This window comes from Myroides injenensis M09-0166, assembly GCF_000246945.1.
GTDB lineage: Bacteria > Bacteroidota > Bacteroidia > Flavobacteriales > Flavobacteriaceae > Flavobacterium > Flavobacterium injenense.
Window position 1 is genome coordinate 1 of the sequence record NZ_BAEX01000073.1, and the last position, 18319, is coordinate 18319.

Consider the following 18319-nt stretch of genomic DNA (forward strand, 5'->3'; position numbering starts at 1 on the left):
TCAAAATTGAATATTTACTTGTTTTTCCCTCCAGAATTATTTATTATTGATACTAACAATGAGTAACAATAAAAATAAAATAGAGACCTTAACTTCATCACATATCTTAGGGGAGGATACTTGGGATATTACTCTGTTTAAACATACCGAAAAAGGTAGAAGCGATCTAATTCTCCCTCATAAGCACGATTTTTATTTACTTTTATTTATTGAGAAAGGGATAGGTCGACATGATATTGATTTTAATCAAATAGAAGTAAAAGAGTATCAGATACATTTTTTAAGACCACAGCAAGTCCATTATTGGCAATTATCTGCAGATACACAAGGTCATCAGCTGATGTTCTCTAAACTTATGCTTAATAGTTTTCAATTATTGAGTCCACTACCGTTTTTTTATATAGGAATGCCTTTTTGTCTTACACTTACCAAAGAGGAGTATTTAGTTATAAAAAATAAACTCATCGAGTTAGAGGATTCTTTAAAAGGTAAGACTGCATTACAGCGTGAGATTAGTTTATTACTTTTCCATTTAGTACTAAAAAAAGTACAATTATATTATTTACAATATTATTCTGAAGAAGAATTAAAGAAAGTTGATGTAAAGATTCAAGAGTTTGAAATACTTTTAGAAGAATATTTTCATAAGCAAAGTAATGTTGCCTTTTATGCGCAAAAGCTGAATATTACGCCCAACTATTTGAATATAAGATCTAAAAAGGCGCTAGGACTTACCGCTAGTGAATTAATACATAATAGAATAATATTAGAAGCTAAGCGCTTACTGACAACCACTAGTGTATCTATAAAGGAAATAGCGTATTACTTATCGTTTAATGATACTAGTTACTTTAATAATTTTTTTAAGAAACACGTAAGTCTAACCCCAGGTGAATTTCGCAGTAGTTATAATAATTACAATAATCAGTTGTAATACTACAATTATAGTAAATAGATTGGTTCTACTTTTGTATTAGATGCTTAACACTAAAGTATTAGTGTAATTAAAGCTTTAATTTTTAATCCCCAAAAAATAGAAAGTTATGAGGATTTACAATAAATATTCTTTATTAATGTATATGGCAATTTTTACAAGTGTGACATTTGCTAATTGTAGCGATGACAATAATAAAGAGAAAGTAGTAACAGAACAAACCAAAGATATGACAACTCTTTTTAAAGCTATTGAACAAAATAATATCGAGATTGTTAAACAGGAACTTGCAAAGAATAGTAATCTAGAGACAAAAAATAGTAAAGGTCAAACTCCTTTAATGTTAGCTACTTATTTAGTTAATAATGATATTGCTTTTCTATTAATAGATCACGGTGCTAATGTGAATACACAAGATAATAATCTAAATAGTCCTTTTTTATATGCTGGTGCTGAAGGTAATTTGGCCTTAGTGAAAAAGTGTTTAGAAAATGGTGCTGATTTTAAAGTATTCAATCGTTATAACGGTTCTGCACTTATACCAGCAGCGGAGAAAGGACATTTACAAGTAGTAAAGTTATTAGTAAATACTCCTGATTTTCCAATTGATCATGTCAATCGCTTGGGATGGACTGCCCTTATGGAAGCTATAGTATTAAGTGATGGTGGTAAGGTTCATACTCATATCGTCCACGAACTTATAAAAGGAGGGGTTAATGTCAATATCAAAGATCACGATGGTAAAACGCCTTTATACCATGCTAAAAAAAGAGGGTTTACTGAGATTGTAAAACTTCTAGAAGAGGCTGGTGCTAAATAATTAAAATTTACATAACATCTCACTGATTACAAATTGAAGGTATTATTTGGGGAGTAATTATAGAAGAGGTAGCGTTTAATACTCTTTCTAAAGTTGCTTTTTATCCATAAGTAATACGATATTTTCTATGTGAATTTTCACTAGTAACTAGATTGTAATTGGTGATTATAACCACTAGTGAAATGATAAATAGAAAACAATTCTTAGGAATGACAACTGCAGCGGCAGGTAGTTTGTTTATACCAACAACTAGCCACGCCAATGAAGTAGAAAATAGGAAACAACAACCAAAGGCAATTAGCAAAGAATTCGTCTTGAGTAATGTCACTTTAGAACAGGGGTTTGAGTATAATGATAAGGGACAAGTAATGGCTACCCTTACTAACTTATATGATATCCATATTTTAGATGGTGTCATAAAATCAATTGTTAAGGCAAATACTCAAACGCATAGCGTACCTAGAATTGATGGTGGCGGATTCTTATTATTGCCTGGATTTAGAGATATGCACATTCATATTGACAAAACTTTCTATGGAGATAAGTGGTATGGCGAGCCTAGAGCGGGTCGTACAGTAAAAGATATGATTGATTTAGAGCGTCGTATTATTCCTGATTTACTTGTTAATTCTACAGAAAAGGCAGAGAAATCTATCGAGTTAATGAATAGTCAAGGAACTTATTTTGTAAGATGTCAGACTAATATAGATCCAGTAAGTGGATTAAAAAGTTTAGAGCATTTGCAAAAGGCATTAGCAAATAAATCTGATGTAATTCAATCAGAAATAGTTGCTTTTCCTCAGCATGGTATTATGTATTCGGATTGTGAGGCGTTGTTGAGAGAATCTGCACAGATGGGTATTGACTTTATTGGAGGTTTAGATCCTACATCCGTAGATGGAAATATGCAGAAGTCTTTGGATATAATGTTTAAAACAGCTTTAGACTATGGTAAAGGAGTAGATATTCATTTGCATGAAGGTGCCAAGACGGGATTACCTGCTATAGAGTATATGATTAAAACCGTGAGTGAAAATAAAGCATTAGAAGATAAAACATTTATCAGTCATGGCTTTGCATTAGGACAATTAGAACCAAAAGAATTAGAGCGTATTACAGAGCAATTAGCTCATTATAAGATAGGAGTGATATCTACCGTGCCAATAGGGCGATCTGTGATGCCTATACCTACTTTTTATAAATATGGAGTAAAGGTAATGACCGGTACAGATAGTATTGTTGATCATTGGCAACCTTTTGGTAATTGTGATATGCTAGAAAAAGCTAAATTTTGTGCTCAGCTCTATGGCTGGACAGATGACTATTCGCTAAGTCGCGCTTTGCAAATTGCTACGAAAGATCAAATATTGCCATTAGATAATAAAGGAAACAGAGTATGGCCAAATGTAGGTGATCAGGCAAGTTTCGTGCTAGTTGAAGCAACTTGCTCGGCAGAGGCAGTTGCAAGAAATCCAAAAAGAGAGTTAGCTTTTAATAAAGGAAAGCAAATTTTATAGAATAGCACTTATATAGTAATAAAAACACTACTTTAAATTTTTATACTATACCATTAAGGCTATGGCATCGTAATCTTAATCATTTTTTTTAGATCCATTAGCTAGTAGTCATTAGCCCTTGACTGCTAGCTTTTTTTGTTTTTTAAATAGTGAATAGTATACTATTGTCTTATTTAATTAAACTGATCTCTAAAAGCAAGAGGTGATAATAGAGTCGCTTTCTTAAATAAACGATGAAAAGATTGTGAATGCTCAAACCCCAAGGAATAAGCAATTTCTGATACACTCATAGTTGTAGTAGAAAGTAATTGTTTGGCTTTTTCAACTAACTTGTTCTGTAAGTGCTGTTGGGTACTTATTCCTGTGTAAGTACGAAGCATATCACTTAGATAATTAGGACTTATTGCTAATTGATCGGCTATCATTTGAACAGAAGGCACACCGTGTTGACTTAAGTTGTCAATAGTGAAATAGTCATTTAACAAGGCTTCAAGTTTTGATAATATATCGCTATTTATCTTTTTACGTGTTAAGAATTGACGATTGTAATAGCGATCACAATATTTTAGCAGTAGTTCTATATTACTGACTAATAAGTCTTGGGTAAAAGTATCTATATTAAGTGCTAATTCACTTTTGATATTTACAAGCAGTTCCATTAAAGAGTTTTCTTCTTTTTCAGATAGAAATAGAGCTTCGTTTGTTGTATAGGAGAAGTATCCATAATGTTCAATTGTATTGGCAAGTGGGTAACCATGAAATAAATCAGGATGAATAGCAACTACAAAGCCCTTTACTTGTTCTAAGAGAATATTTTCAAACTGCATAACTTGACTTGGTGCAGTAAAGTAAACTACACCTTCTTGAAAATCATAATACTGTTGTCCATATTTAAAAATACCTCCTGCACAATCTTTCTTTAATGCTATAATATAAAAATCAGTAATAATTGAATCAATAATTTGATCACTTGTAAGGTTAATATCTGAAAAATCAAATACGCTAATTAAAGGATGAGTAGGTTTTTCTAACTGCAAATATTGATGTAATGCAGAAATAGAAGATAATCGAATGGGGGATTTTGCAGTACTCATAGTCCTTTGTTTTTAGCTCTATAATGCGGAGTAGTAAATTTAATTAACTTTTTGATTTTTTTGCTGATTTTTAATTATAGAAATTCCTTCTTCATAGGAAGTTATTTTAAAATTTTGGAAGTACTTTCTAAACTTACTATCATCAAATAAATTATCATAAGCATAGCGAGGAAGTAATTCTTGTAATTCTTTCACTTTGTTACTAAAGATACTTCCTAATTTAAACATACAGTTAGAGATAACTTTATATTTGAATGATTTGCCGTAAATTTTTGAAATCAATTGTATAAACTCTTTGTAAGTTAATTTTTGATGATCTACAGGTAGATGCCATGTTTGTCCATAAGCCTCTGGAGTATTTCCTATTAGAGCGGTCGCTCGACTAGCATCTGGGGTCCATATTAGGCTGCGCTTAGTTTTATCACTAAGAGGAACCTTAGCTATTTTGTTATCTTTTATTTTATCAAAGATAAGAGAGTTAGTTATACTTTGAGTTTTGTCTGGACCGTAAAATTCTGGTGCTCGACAAATAACAGCTTTTAGCCCTGCATTGTTAATTTCACCAAGAACTAATTCAGCCATTTCTTTTCGTACTTGTCCTTTTCTACCATTTGGGGCAAATGATGTTTGCTCTGTTAAGATTTCATTATTCTGTGGATACATATAGGTATTGTCAAAGAAAACCAGTTTAGTATTATTAATTTTACAAGCCTGTATAACATTCTTAGTTATATTGACAAATTGCTCCTCCCACATTGGCGTATTCATTGGAAGTCCTAGTGTGAAATAAGCAATTTCACTGTCTTTAGTGGCTTGTATAGCTTGATCTAAATGGCTTAAATCGGCGGCATACAACTCATCAGTATCATTTACTTTTTGAGGTTTTCTGCTGACGATACGAATTTCACTAGTATAATTTCTTTTTAACTCTCTTGCCAGTTCTTCTCCTATTTGTCCATTAGCACCTAATATTGTTTGCATAGCTTTTGTTTTTTTAAAATTAATAAAAGAAATAGCAATGGTATACTATTGCTACTTTTCTTATTGTTTAACAAGACAAAATTCTAAAATATAGGTATAGTAATTGTAACGCAATTTCTGATTATTGTATCCAAATCTTAGATAGGATTCTTTAACTTCCTTTAAAAATAGCATACTCTATACTAAAAACTATTTCTTACTGCTCTTGATTACAAATTACCTTTTTTGCCCATACTCTAATTGAGATTAATATTCTTGTATCCGTTATTATTAAAGGGATAAGATTATAAAGGAAATACTTTTGTCTGAGTTTTGTTTGGGGTTTATTCGGGAAAAGCTAGTAAAAATGGCTGCTAATCAAGCAATATCCGAACAAACCTTGAAGGATACCCGAACATCCCCCAACTATAATATTATATTATGGATAGTATAATTAATGATATGAACTATGTGAAAAACACCTTATGTCTATAAAATTAAAAAGGCTATTACATCCGTAATAGCCTTCATTTTAATTGACTTATAAATAACAGTGAATTAAATCAATCAAATATTATTGGTTTTTTATTATTTATTATAAACACTTTCTTTTTTGAAGTGTAGAGTTAGAAGGTAGTAAACTACCGCTCTGTACTTATTTCTATTAGATTGGCCATACTGATCCATTACTTTTTTAATAGCTTCATCTAATTTAGCGTCGTCTTTTAATCCTAATTTTTTAATTAAGAAGTTATTCTTAACTGTGGCTAATTCTGATTCAGAAGAACTTGCTACTGTTGATGAATCTTTATTGTAAATAGAAGGACCGCACCCAATAGTTACTTTTTCTAACAATTCCATGTTAGGAGTTACACCGCATTTATCTTTTAAATCTGCAGCATACTTTTCAATTAATTCTGTTCTTTTACTCATAGTATTTTTTTTAAATATCCTAAAAGTAATAAAAAAAATAATATCTACTACCAAATGCTAAGTAAAAAATTACATTTTGCGAAAGTATTCTTGTAGTATTTTATCGTTTATCATTGTTGGTGTAATGATTTCAAGAATTACGGGCTTATCGTTGCTTTGCCAAAACTCTGGTAATATCTGATTTAATTCTTCTTCACTTTGTGCCGTGTAATAGTCAAAGTGAAACATTTTTGCTAGATGTTCTGCAGTTAGTTCATGAGTAGTTTCAAAATAAGTATTGAATACTGGAGTTTCTTGATGTCCAGGTAGAATTCTAAATATTCCACCACCTTTATTATTGAGTAATATTATTTTGAAGTTTTTAGGGATATAGGCGTTCCATAGTGCATTGCTGTCATATAGAAAACTTATATCTCCCGTAACAATTACAGTTGGTTTCCCTGAGCCTATAGCTGCTCCTATAGCAGTAGAAGTACAACCATCAATTCCACTAGTACCACGATTACAAAATACTTCTATACTTGAATCAAGTGGAACCAATTGAGCATAGCGAATTGCAGAGCTATTACTAATTTGTAATTGTGTATGTTCAGGTAGCGTGTTTGCGATACATTCAAATGCTTTTAGATCCGAAAAAGCAATAGTAGCTACATAGTCATTGTGTCTAGCTCTGCGAGCCAGTACTATATCATGCGCTCTTTTTTGATAACCAACTGTTTGCTCATTGCTTATTAATGGAGCTAGGTTTTTTAAGAAGTTATTGGGGGTTTCGAAAATTTCATTAGTCAATGCTCCAAAAGTATCATAATGGCGCAAATTATCTATATGCCAATGTTCTGTTGGCTTATATTTTCTTAAGAAAGCTTTGACGCGTTTACTTACTACCATTCCACCAAAAGTGATAAGGATATCGGGTTGAAATAGTTTAAAATCATCCTGATTAAACGAAGTAATAATACGATCTATATGCTCCACAAAATTTGGATGGTGCAAATTAGATGTGGTTTCTGTCATTACAACCACAGATGGGTCATTGGCAAGAAATTCAATTACTTCTTTATCAATACTATTAGGTTTATTTACTCCTACGAGAACTAATTTTCTCTTTGCCTCATTCCATTTTTTAGCATAACTAGAATATTCTATTGGAGAAGGAGGTAGAGTCTCAAGATCAACTATTTTAGAACTTACCTCTAATGTCTCCACAGTGTTGTATAACGGCTCTTCAAAAGGCGCATTGATATGAACTGGTCCTTTCTTTGCTATAGCCATATTAATAGCCATGTTGATGATAGAATCGTTCTCTTCGGATGCCTCTTCCAAGAGGTTAGCATTATATAAAATATGATTGTGATAGACATCTCGTTGACGAATAGTTTGTCCATCTCCTATGTCGATTTTAGATGTCGGTCTATCTGCAGAGATAATAATTAAAGGGATTTGACTGTAGAAAGCTTCAGCAACAGCTGGATAATAATTTAATAGGGCAGAGCCTGAGGTACAGACTAAGGCTGTAGGATAATTGGTCTGTTGACTAATTCCCATTCCAAAGAAAGCGGCGCAACGCTCATCTGCAAGGCTATAACATGTAAAAAAAGGATCACTAGCGAACCCAATGGTTAAGGGTGCGTTACGTGATCCTGGTGATATTACTATGTTTTTAATATTTTTTGCTTTACAGATTTCAATAATACTTTGAGCTAATTTTATTTCTGGATAAATCATAATCAAAAACTAAAACTCAAATATACGAACTATGTAAGCAATATTGTCCTATACAAATGTTATTTTGCTTTTATCCATTCTTTGATTTCTGGATCATTTGGCAATACTCTAGGACCGATTACTTTTACTAAATGACCTGTCTGGTCGATTAGATATTTTTGAAAATTCCATTCAACTTCACTGTCTTGTAAGCCATTCTTTTCTTTCTGAGTAAGGAAAGCATAAATAGGTGCTATATCTTCTCCTTTTACTGATATTTTTGACATCATAGGAAAAGTAACTCCGTAATTTGCTTGACAAAAAGTAGCTATTTCAGCATTACTTCCTGGTTCTTGTGCTCCAAAGTTGTTTGCAGGAAAACCAATAATGACAAATTTGTCACCACCAAATTCATTGTACATACTTTGCAATTGCTCGTATTGTGGGGTTAGTCCGCATTCTGAAGCTGTATTAACAATCATTACCTTTTTGCCTTTTAAGCTCGCAAGATCAAATTCATTACCTGATAGATCTTCTACCTTAAATTGATAAATGGTCTGTTTGTCTTTTTGTTTGTTCATAATATTTGTGTTTTCAGTGTTTATAGTAGGTGAAATATTTGCAAATACAGTAGTGGTAAGGGTTAATCCTAGTAATAAAACTATTTTTTTCATTGTGAGTTGTTTTTATTTTATTAGTTAAAGGTACAAATTGTATTGTAACTCCTCTAAATTTTAACGTTTTGCTATTTGGGTTGACTACGAGTGTGTTGTGCTAAAAATAGTTGTTTTTTTAAGGAGTTAGGACAGAGAATGACTTAACTAAATTTAATTAAACTTTGTCAAGTTTATAATCTATTAGAATTTAAAAGTAGGATAACTCGTTGTCTTATCAGTGGCTTGTAATTTTCAGAGGCTTGGATAGTGGTTGTTTTAGTATGTCTATTTTTGATTATCAATAGATATGATATAAAAATGTTTTTTTGCTATAAAAACCCTGTATCTATTGGATTATCTATTAACTTTGATAGTCTTAATAATTACCAAACAAACTAATTTTATGAAGTCCGTTATTATTCAGGGGATTAAGGGATCTTTCCACCATGAAGCAGTAGAGCGTTTTTACAAAGAAGAGGCAGTAGAAATTGTAGATAGTCCAACTTTTAATTCACTAGTTAAACAAGTCGTATCAGGAAAAGTAGATTATGGAATGATGGCTATCGAAAATTCTATAGCTGGATCTATCTTACCTAATTATTCTTTAATGACAAAGAATAAACTTTATATAGGAGGAGAAATTGCGCTTCCTATTAAGCATAATTTGTTAGGTCTTAAGGGGCAGACTCTTAATGATATAACAGAGGTTCGTACGCATCCTATGGCACTTTTACAATGTGAAAACTTTCTTGATCAACATGAAGATTGGAAGCGCTTAGCAATGGACGATACTGCTACATGTGCGCGAAATATTCAATATAAACAATTAAAAGGTGTCGCTTCTATTGGTTCAAAGTTAGCGGCAGAAATGTATAACCTAGAAATATTAGCAGAGAATATCCATGATATTTATGACAATTTTACCCGATTTTACTTAGTAGGTACAAAACCAATGAAAGTAGAAGGGTTTAATAAAGCTACTTTGTATTTCTATACCGATCACCAAAAGGGTCGCTTAAGTAAAGTATTAGAAATATTAGCTGATCACGGTTTAAATCTAACTAAGATTCAGTCCGTACCTCTTTCTGATTGTGTCTTTGAATATTCTTTTCACGTTAATGTAGTTTTAGTTGACCAAGACTATGATAGGTATTATAAGGCTTTAGAAGAGGTCAGAAAAGTAACAAAGTATCTTAATGTATTAGGAGAGTACAAAGAAGATAAGTTAGCGAGTCGTCTTAAGTAATTAAAATGTAAGTATTACAATATTCTCAGAATAAAAAACGCCAGCTTTCTATTTAGAAGCTGGCGTTTTATTTGCTCATACTTTATTTAAAATATTAAAAAAACTATTTATAAGGTTAATGATGCTGGACCAAATTCTTCAAAATGAATGTTAGCTTTATCTATTTTGTTTTCAATTAAATAAGTGTAGTGTTTATTGATGAATGCACCAGGTCCACAAATATAATATTCTGCATTATCTAATATGATATCATCTTTTAGCATAGCTAGATCTACCCATCCTTGGTATAATTGCTCGCTTGTATTTTCTACTACATCATAGAAAATATGTTGACTTAAATTTTGGTGATTGCGCTCTAGTTCTTCTAACCTGTTTTTAAATGCGTGTACCTCTTTATTTCTGCAGCCGTGAATCCACTTGATAGCAGTAGAGGTATTAGTAGTTAATAAGCTTTCTAGCATTGCCAGTAAAGGCGTTTGTCCAACACCACCGCTAATGAATATTTTTGTTTTTGGCTGGGTCTGTAAGGTAAATACACCTGCAGGAGCAGTCAGTTCAACAATATCTCCTTCTTTTATATGATCGTGTAGCCTATTACTAATTAAACCATCTGGATGTTGTGTACCAGCCTCTCTTTTTACAGATATGCGATAATATTGTCCATTAGGTGCACACGAAATACTATATTGGCGTGGTTGTAATAGATTCAATTCTGGTAAGAATAACCTTAAACTTATATATTGTCCTGGAGTAAAGTCAGCTACACTGCCACCATCTGAAGGATAAAGGTAAAATGAAGTAATTTCTTCAGACTCTTTTACTTTTTGTTTAACAATAAATGGTCTCCAACCTGACCAGCCACCAGTTTTATTAGTTTGCTTGTTGTATAATGTTTGTTCATGACCACTCATAAGTGATGCTAGCTCCCGGTAGGCTACAGTCCAAGCTTCTAAAAGTTGTGGAGTTGCAGCATCTGCTAAAACTTCTTGAATAGAAGCAATGAGGTGTTTTCCAACTATAGCATAATGGTCAGCTCGGATATCTAAACTAGTGTGTTTATGTCCAATGTGGTTTACAACAGGAAATAGAACAGAAGGATCGTCGATGTGCTCAGCATAGGCTAATACTGCCATTGCTAGGGCTGTTTGTTGTCTATCATTTTGTTGGTTACCCATATTGAAAACATGTTTCAACTCTGGATTATGTGTAAACATTCTTTGGTAGAAATGTTTGGTTAGTAATACTCCATTTTCTCTTAATACTGGAATGGTTGCTTTTACGAGCTCTTTGTGTTCTGTTGTCATTTTTTTGTGTTTTTAAGTATATATTAAGATGTTTTTGTCTTTTATTATTGTGTTATTATTTTATCAGTATAGTTTTCATTTTCAGTTAGTTTATTCTGTTTTGTTAGTTGTTTATATTTAAGATGTTTTTGTCTTTTATTATTGTGTAAGTATTATATGTTTTATAGAACTTAATTTATTTATTTAAAGTGAGTTGACCTTGTAGAAGCTCTTCATTAAATTGACCAATAGTTGTCGATTTTAATAGCTTTATTAATTTGGTTCTTATTATTTTAAAGTCTTTATGCAGTGGGCACGGGTTCTTTTCAGAACAGTAACTTAATCCCATACCGCATTCTGTGAGTAATTCTTTTCCTTCAATAGCAATAACAATATCTATCAATGGTCTATCTAGGTGAGGTATGTCAATATAAAAACCGCCATTTGGTCCTTTGATTGATTGAATAAGTCCTTCTTTGCTAAGTTTTTGTAATATCTTGGCAAGAAAGTGTTCTGGAGAGTTGACTTCAGATGCAATTTCTTTAATATTAGATTTATATCCTTGTTCGCTTCTCTTAGCAATGTAAAATACTGCTCTTATCGCATATTGACATGTCTTAGAAAATACTCCCATTTTGGTTATTGATATTTTAGATGATAGTTGTGTTTATCTGTATCGATTAACTTTGAGACAAAACTATTGAATAATAAAAAGATATAAATGTCTTTTTTTAAAATTAACTTTTAAGGTAAACTATTATGTGCTATTATGGTAAAATTAGAATTGTAAAAGGAGATTATAGACTTTTTTTAGAAGATATTCGTATAAAAGAATAAGGGGGTGAGAAGATTAATAAGTGTTAAAAGTGATATAATCTTTGTTATTGAGGATTATTTAGGGTAAGTTAGATAAAGCTTAACGATTGGGAGGAGCTTAATAATCAAAACTCCGTATTCTGTAAAAGAATGCGGAGTTTTTTATTTATTTAAAGCTGGCTATATGGATAATGTATTGTATTTGTTTTCTTGTAATTGAAACATATATTTATGTGCGTTTGGCGTGCCAATGAAATAGCTAGGTAAGTCCTTTAATTGTACTGCGTAAGCATCAAGTGCAAATTCACAAACAATTAGTTTAATCCCAGCTTTGTTTGCAGCATCTAATGCAGGACGTAGATCTCTATTGTTTAGTTCCTGTACCATTTGTCCCATTATGACAATTTCAAAATCTACTTTTGGGTTAGCTTTAATCATTTCAGATGCCGTCATAATTGACGCCTGTAGGTTCTTTGTGGATTGTACCAAGATTGCAAACTTATTTCCCTTTGTTTCTTGATACATTGCTTTTTCAATATGATCATTAGCTATAGAAGAGGCATAACTAATGGTGTTTAGCGATAATACGATTGCTAGAGCTAATACTATTTTTTTCATCTTTGTTGTTTTTTATGTTATTATTCTAGACGAAGATATCGCTTGTTTTAGCTATAGACAGTAACAATTGTTACACTATTAGCTTTTGATAATTATTATGTTTGTATTATATAAAAAACAATAGGATGATTAAGTATTTTAAAGGGTGGACTCCAGTTCGTTGGATCAGATTGGGATTAGGAGTGTTATTGTTAATTCAGAGTTTCTATGCGCAATTATGGATATTAGCCATTCCTGCTATCTATTTGTTTTTACAAGCATTTTTAGGATTTGGTTGTAATAATAATTCATGTAAGTATTAATTAAGATGAGGTTGTCTTGACTTTTCTAAAATAAAAAAAGGTGGGGTATAGAAATTTTAGAAAGTTAAAAAATCAAGGTGACTTCATCTTATTATCACTTATCTAATTAATTCGGTGCAGCCATTTAATTCTTCAAAGATCTTTTTTGAACAGAAGTAGCTAAAATGATTCGTGAGATAATTGATTCATTATGTGCCATCACTAATATATGCGATATGATTTTTTCAACAATGCTTCAAGAGTTCTTCAAGATTCCTTCAACAAATAACTTTCTGTATAGAACAATTATGGGGAATTGTTGAAGCATTTAGCTCGAGTCCTTATGAATACTAGCCTTAGCAAGCATCCAAATTTTAACTCAATAGATTATTTGTAAGCTAAAGTATTGTTATTTAACTATATATGTCTTTTGTGATTTTAAAAAAGTGAGGTGCTTTTTGTTTTGCGAAGATAGTTACAGTGTTTATTAAAAATCTCATCACTTATTGACATCTAAAAGATATACTTGATATAGAATTTATTGGATTTTATCGTTATGAGGTGATAAAATTTCAGAAAACTATAAAGTCAAGATGACTTTGATATCTAATATATATTAATTGTTAGTTATAGATGTTATATACAAGAGATTAATAATGGTTAACATACTTAAGTATTTTTTAGTATAAAATATAGGTGAGTTAGCGTTTTTTAGTTTCTAATTTATAATAATAAAAGTGTAATATTATATTATTTGTGTGTTATTGTGTTGTTTTTTAGTTAGTTAAGTTTATGTTTTTTATTTTTATTCTTTTGTTTATTGAATACTGTTTATATCTAATTTAGCGTGATTTTTAAAACAAATTTTCAGCAAAAATACATCAAAGATTAAAAACAGAAAAACCCCTTATCAATAAGGGTTTTACAACGATTTTTATTTTTTTGGTAATGTGGAATAAGGCGGAAAAAAGCGAGGTTTGGAAAAAGTAAGGTTACTAAATCGTTACTTTAAAACATTCAAACAAAATATTTTATACCGCTGTATTTCAGTTATTTGCGTGGTTTTTCTTATTGTTCCGTAGCTCACTTAAGTTTAATTTTACATTAATGAATTGTGAGTATGGAAATGACAAAAAAATCAACATTTAAGGTATTGTTCTACCTTAAAAAGAATGCACCCAAGAAAAACGGAATGGTTCCGATTATGTGCAGAATTACTGTGAATGGTCAACAATCTGCATTCAGCACCAAATTGGATATTTCCGCACCAAATTGGGATTTGAAGTATGGCAGGGTTTTAGGAAAAAGCCGAGAAGCCCAAGACTTAAATAGTAAACTTGACAAAATACGTTTTGGTGTTGAGGAATGCTATTCCAAAATCCTGAAAAACGAGGGAGCTGTAAATAGTGCAAAACTAAAAAACACCTTTCTCGGAATGGAAAGCGGAGAATTGACCTTTTTCAAATTCTATGAACAGTTTTTGTCCGACTTTGACAAAAAGGTAAAGAGCGGACTTCGGGTAAAAGGTTCACACGGTAAATACAAAACACTTTTAATGCACCTGCGGAATTTTGCAAAGATAAAATACGGATATTCCGATGTGTCTTTTACCGACCTGAATTGTGAATTTGTACAAGAGTTTGATTATTACTTGCGTAACGACAAAGGTTTAGTGCATAATACGATTTGGCTCTATATGATTGGTTTTACAACCGTGTGCCGATTGGCAATGAACAGAAAGCACCTCGCCTTTCATCCGTTCAGTGAGTACAAGAACACCAAAAAGGATAAGGATAGAGGCTATCTAATGCGGAATGAGTTGGAAGAGCTTGTAAAATTCAACTGTGAAAAGAAGATTGATGAATTGGTTAAAGACCTTTTTGTTTTTAGTTGCTTTACAGGGCTTTCCTATTCAGATTTAAAAGGGCTAAAAAGTAGCAATATCCAAGAGTTCTTTGATGGTAACCAATGGATTATTATACGGAGAAAGAAAACATCTACATCGTCTAATGTAATGCTGTTGGATATTCCGAAAATGATTATTGAGAAATATGCAGGATTATCAAACGACGGTAAGGTCTTTCCTGTTCCCTCAAACACAGTCTGTAATGACAAATTAAAGAAAATATCCAAACTTATCGACTGCCTGAAAGAAAAGAAAGTAACCTTTCATTTGGCACGCCATACGTTTGCAACATTGTTTTTGAGCGAGGGCGTTCCGTTGGAAAGTTTGAGCAAAATGTTAGGGCATAAGAATATTGCCACCACGCAGATTTATGCGAAAATACTCAACGAGAAAGTCGGTAAGGATATGCAAAAGGTATCGCATAAATTTAAGGGGTTGGAAAGTTCTTTCGTTACAAGCTTGTAAGCAGTAATATCACTACTTCCATAAAACACCACAGCCCACCGCTTAAAGCAGTGGGCTGTTTTTTTACTGATATTTTACAATAATCTTTTGGTTTTAGACGACACTTTGATAACCGTCTTCCAATACTTTGATAATGTCTGATTCTCGGAAAAGAATTTTCCGTTCAAGTTTGATAAAGGGTACAACTCCGTCATCTCTGTACTGTTGCAATGTCCGTTTGCTGATATATAGCATTTCACAAACCTGTTCACCCGTCAGATATATTTCCCCTTGCAGTAAAGGATGGAAATGTGTTTTGATATACAGCAGTTCATTTTTTATAGCAACAACAGCTTCGATTAGGGCAAGCATATCCTCGTTTGAATTTCCAATTTGTTTCATTTCTTTAGTTTTTTTAATGGTTGTGATTTCTGCATAAATAATTCTATATCGGATAATTTGAAATACGTCTTTCTATTAATTTGCGTTGCCCCAATAATACCTTTTGCCCTGTATGTCTGTAATGTCCGTTTGCTAATGTTGAGCAATTGACATACTTCCTGTTGGTCGAGCCATTTTGTTGCCTGTTGCAATGCTTTGTATGGAGAGGTCATTTCCTTAATCAAATTAGAAACTTCCTTTATTTCCCTTTGCAATTTTTTTAAAATCTGAATATCTAAAACAGCTATTTCCATATGTAATTTATTTTAATTCATAACAAAATTAAGCTCTATGTTATATAGAATATCCCAATGTGGTACTCAGTGGCAGTATTTGGCTGTTATTGGCATTCTGATGAAAAAGAAACATTTAATAGGTTATATCCAAAACAGCAGAGTCTTTTTACAAGTAATATTTAGTAAAAACTATTCTCCAAAAAGAACAAAAAGGTAGCAAAAGTAAGGCGGACATCCACCGCACCGCCCAACCAAAAGCTTACGGCATAATGGCAGGGCAAAAAGGTGACTTCACCGAGTTGTTGTGTTGCCCTGCCACCCTTCGGGACTTATTCCGTTTCCTTTTGGTTTTTCCGCCTGTCCGCCTTGTTAAAATGGCTTTCTTTTTTTTCTGTTTTTTGTTTTGAAAAATAATTTTAAAAGGAAGGAACACACCACCCATCAACGTACCGCAATCAAAACAACGGCTTGTAATTTTCGTTGTAGATTTCCCTAATCAATTCTTCAAACTCTTGAAAGTGGTATTCGATAATATTATCCAGATACGCATAAATCGTGAGTTTGTCGATACCCATAATGCCGATAAGTCTGTTAAACGTTTCGTGGTGTTCCTGTCTTACATAGACCGATTTCCCTTTGCTTGCTCTTGTATTCGGAATTTTAAAGAACTGACCGCAGTAATCCTCTTTGGTCAGCTTCTTTGACTTTGAGGTTGTTCTCTTGGTATTACTTGCTGTGGATTTTGTATTTTCCGTTTCAGCATTTCCGTCTGTTTCGGGAGTGGTAAAGTCGTCCCGATGTTGTTCCTGTGCAGACTGTTTCTTTTCATAGCCAATAAAATTTTCTAAAGAAAAATCCTGTCCTTCGGGTTGTTGTTTTTTGTTGTCTTCGTGTATCATATCACTTGTTTTTAATGTTATTTCAAATTAGCTGTTTGTTTAGCTGAACAGTTAGTTGTATATCTCATTGTACCGATGCAACTATCTATGCACCTGCATCTTTTCAATTAATTGAAAAAACTACAATCTGCCAGCAATCATTTTAACCTATTGATTAACTCTGTATCCAATCAGCCAGCTAAACGAACACAAATGAAATAAAAACAGTCTCAATCTGAATTAAAGTGGCTGTCATTGGCACTATTTGGCTGTCATTGGCTTGCGGTGCATCTGTTTTTCTTTCCGAAATTTGATACAGGAAATGGGCGTTTTCCTTGCTAACTATAATCCGTCTCGAAGAGCGGATTTTTAATATCATCAGATATTGGCAAGTTGTGTCTTGAGGCACTCTAAATCGAGTTTAGTGCCTCAAGACTACTTGCCCTTACGCAGGGAGCTAAACCATTTCTCCGAAGTCGAATGGTTAAAAATTAAAAATGGATTTATTATGGAAGAAATTAATAGAAAATACAACAAAGGCGGACGAAAGCCCAAGCTTAATCCAAAAATGAACCGCTATGTTTTTCGTCTTACGGATGAGGAAAATGCTAAATTTTTAGCTCTTTTTGACCAATCAGGAATGGATAATAAGGCAAGATTCATCGTTTCATTATTATTTGGAAAGGAAATGAAATCCGTAAAAATTGACAAAGGAACTGTTGATTTTTATATGCGATTGACTTCTTTCCACAGTCAGTTTCGTTCCGTAGGTGTAAATTACAACCAAATTGTAAAGCTGCTATACAGTAACTTTTCAGAGAAAAAAGCATCTGCTTACCTCTTTAAATTGGAAAAACAAACGGCTGAAATGGTAGCATTGTTCAAAAAAGTAGTTGAGTTAACAGAAGAATTTGAAACAAAGCATTTGAAAAAATAGCGAGAATAATGATAGAAAAAGTTGTTTCTATAACGAAGTAGTGGTGTATATATAATTATGAAATACAGGCTGAAATGTTTATATCACACCTCTTAACTTGAACTTTTTTTGAGTATCTTTGTAAGATTAGATTTTTCTTCTTGAAAGTAAGAATCTTTTATTTTTTTGCTCAATAGCCTGACTGTATGAAAGATAAATTTTCAAAAGAAAAAAGAAGTGAAATAATGAGCAAAATCAGGAAAACAGACACCAAGCCTGAAATCATCACTCGTAAATTTCTATTTAGCAAAGGATTAAGATATAGAATTTACAACAAAAAGTTGATTGGCAACCCTGATATTGTTTTGCCAAAATACAAGACAGTAGTCTTTGTAAATGGATGCTTTTGGCACGCTCATACAGGATGTAAACTGAATAGGATGCCCAAAAGTAATACAGACTATTGGATTCCAAAAATATTGAAGAATGTTGAAAGGGATAAAAGAAATAAAATTGAGCTTACCGAAGCTGGCTGGAGAGTTTTAATAGTATGGGAATGTGAGTTAAGCAAGGTAAAAAGAGAAGAAACATTAACAAAGTTGTATAACAACATAATTGAATATAATAATTAATGAA

At 32.2% G+C, this 18319-nt stretch carries 19 protein-coding genes; 8 read left to right on the forward strand and 11 right to left on the reverse strand.

Annotation, left to right across the window (positions count from 1 at the left end):
* Positions 1 to 58: 58 nt before the first annotated feature.
* From RH98_RS11525 to RH98_RS11535, 3 genes are all read left to right on the forward strand, one after another.
* Entirely contained in the window at positions 59 to 934 is an 876-nt protein-coding gene (locus RH98_RS11525) for a helix-turn-helix domain-containing protein (RefSeq protein WP_010254890.1), read from the forward strand.
* Positions 935 to 1043: 109 nt separating this feature from the next.
* The gene (locus tag RH98_RS11530; protein WP_026038873.1) at positions 1044 to 1754 is read left to right on the forward strand and encodes an ankyrin repeat domain-containing protein; all 711 of its coding nucleotides are present in this window, start codon (positions 1044 to 1046) and stop codon (positions 1752 to 1754) included.
* A gap of 182 nt (positions 1755 to 1936) precedes the next feature.
* The gene (locus RH98_RS11535) at positions 1937 to 3271 is read left to right on the forward strand and encodes an amidohydrolase (RefSeq protein WP_010254894.1); all 1335 of its coding nucleotides are present in this window, start codon (positions 1937 to 1939) and stop codon (positions 3269 to 3271) included.
* A gap of 173 nt (positions 3272 to 3444) precedes the next feature.
* On the opposite strand, the gene RH98_RS11540 is transcribed toward RH98_RS11535, so the two are convergent.
* The 5 genes from RH98_RS11540 to RH98_RS11560 all read right to left on the reverse strand — a co-directional run bounded on the left by RH98_RS11540 (position 3445) and on the right by RH98_RS11560 (position 8636).
* Entirely contained in the window at positions 3445 to 4365 is a 921-nt protein-coding gene (locus RH98_RS11540; RefSeq protein ID WP_010254896.1) for a helix-turn-helix domain-containing protein, read from the reverse strand.
* 39 nt (positions 4366 to 4404) lie between these two features.
* Positions 4405 to 5346 (reverse strand): NAD-dependent epimerase/dehydratase family protein, encoded by a 942-nt coding sequence (locus tag RH98_RS11545; protein WP_010254898.1) that lies wholly within the window; start codon positions 5344 to 5346, stop codon positions 4405 to 4407.
* A gap of 567 nt (positions 5347 to 5913) precedes the next feature.
* Positions 5914 to 6258: a DUF2853 family protein gene (locus RH98_RS11550; RefSeq protein ID WP_010254900.1), complete on the reverse strand. Its 345-nt coding sequence runs from the start codon at positions 6256 to 6258 to the stop codon at positions 5914 to 5916.
* 69 nt (positions 6259 to 6327) lie between these two features.
* Positions 6328 to 7983 (reverse strand): 2-succinyl-5-enolpyruvyl-6-hydroxy-3-cyclohexene-1-carboxylic-acid synthase, encoded by a 1656-nt coding sequence (gene menD / locus RH98_RS11555; RefSeq protein ID WP_010254902.1) that lies wholly within the window; start codon positions 7981 to 7983, stop codon positions 6328 to 6330.
* Positions 7984 to 8042: 59 nt separating this feature from the next.
* Positions 8043 to 8636: a glutathione peroxidase gene (locus tag RH98_RS11560; RefSeq protein ID WP_010254903.1), complete on the reverse strand. Its 594-nt coding sequence runs from the start codon at positions 8634 to 8636 to the stop codon at positions 8043 to 8045.
* A 385-nt stretch (positions 8637 to 9021) separates the two neighbouring features.
* Between RH98_RS11560 and RH98_RS11565 the strand changes: the two genes are divergently transcribed.
* A complete protein-coding gene (locus RH98_RS11565; protein ID WP_010254905.1) occupies positions 9022 to 9864 on the forward strand; it encodes a prephenate dehydratase in 843 nt (280 codons plus the stop codon).
* Between the two features lie 107 nt (positions 9865 to 9971).
* Here the strand turns inward: RH98_RS11565 and hmpA are convergent, their stop codons facing one another.
* From hmpA to RH98_RS11580, 3 genes are all read right to left on the reverse strand, one after another.
* Positions 9972 to 11168 (reverse strand): NO-inducible flavohemoprotein, encoded by a 1197-nt coding sequence (hmpA, locus tag RH98_RS11570; RefSeq protein ID WP_010254909.1) that lies wholly within the window; start codon positions 11166 to 11168, stop codon positions 9972 to 9974.
* Between the two features lie 175 nt (positions 11169 to 11343).
* Positions 11344 to 11781 (reverse strand): RrF2 family transcriptional regulator, encoded by a 438-nt coding sequence (locus RH98_RS11575; protein WP_010254911.1) that lies wholly within the window; start codon positions 11779 to 11781, stop codon positions 11344 to 11346.
* A gap of 362 nt (positions 11782 to 12143) precedes the next feature.
* Positions 12144 to 12581 (reverse strand): hypothetical protein, encoded by a 438-nt coding sequence (locus RH98_RS11580; RefSeq protein WP_010254912.1) that lies wholly within the window; start codon positions 12579 to 12581, stop codon positions 12144 to 12146.
* Between the two features lie 125 nt (positions 12582 to 12706).
* On the opposite strand from RH98_RS11580, the gene RH98_RS15875 reads away from it, so the two are divergent.
* Complete coding sequence (locus RH98_RS15875; RefSeq protein ID WP_010254915.1) at positions 12707 to 12883, forward strand: hypothetical protein; 177 nt, start codon at positions 12707 to 12709, stop codon at positions 12881 to 12883.
* Between the two features lie 1099 nt (positions 12884 to 13982).
* Positions 13983 to 15233 carry a site-specific integrase gene (locus tag RH98_RS11585; protein WP_010254917.1) on the forward strand — a complete coding sequence of 417 codons (1251 nt, stop codon included), beginning with the start codon at positions 13983 to 13985 and terminating at the stop codon, positions 15231 to 15233.
* 93 nt (positions 15234 to 15326) lie between these two features.
* Here RH98_RS11585 and RH98_RS11590 read toward each other — a convergent pair whose 3' ends face one another.
* The 3 genes from RH98_RS11590 to RH98_RS11600 form a co-directional block, all read right to left on the reverse strand.
* Positions 15327 to 15614, reverse strand: a complete 288-nt coding sequence (locus RH98_RS11590) for a helix-turn-helix domain-containing protein (RefSeq protein WP_010254920.1) — start codon at positions 15612 to 15614, stop codon at positions 15327 to 15329.
* Entirely contained in the window at positions 15611 to 15907 is a 297-nt protein-coding gene (locus RH98_RS11595; RefSeq protein WP_010254922.1) for a helix-turn-helix domain-containing protein, read from the reverse strand. Before RH98_RS11595 ends, RH98_RS11590 begins: the two co-directional genes overlap by 4 nt.
* 437 nt (positions 15908 to 16344) lie before the next feature.
* Positions 16345 to 16788 carry a DUF3408 domain-containing protein gene (locus RH98_RS11600; protein ID WP_010254923.1) on the reverse strand — a complete coding sequence of 148 codons (444 nt, stop codon included), beginning with the start codon at positions 16786 to 16788 and terminating at the stop codon, positions 16345 to 16347.
* Positions 16789 to 17275: 487 nt separating this feature from the next.
* Here RH98_RS11600 and mobA point away from each other — a divergent pair, with 487 nt between their 5' ends.
* Both mobA and RH98_RS11610 read left to right on the forward strand, forming a co-directional pair.
* The gene (gene mobA, locus RH98_RS11605) at positions 17276 to 17704 is read left to right on the forward strand and encodes a conjugal transfer protein MobA (protein WP_010254925.1); all 429 of its coding nucleotides are present in this window, start codon (positions 17276 to 17278) and stop codon (positions 17702 to 17704) included.
* 185 nt (positions 17705 to 17889) lie between these two features.
* A complete protein-coding gene (locus tag RH98_RS11610; RefSeq protein WP_010254927.1) occupies positions 17890 to 18315 on the forward strand; it encodes a very short patch repair endonuclease in 426 nt (141 codons plus the stop codon).
* The last annotated feature ends 4 nt before the right edge of the window (positions 18316 to 18319 follow it).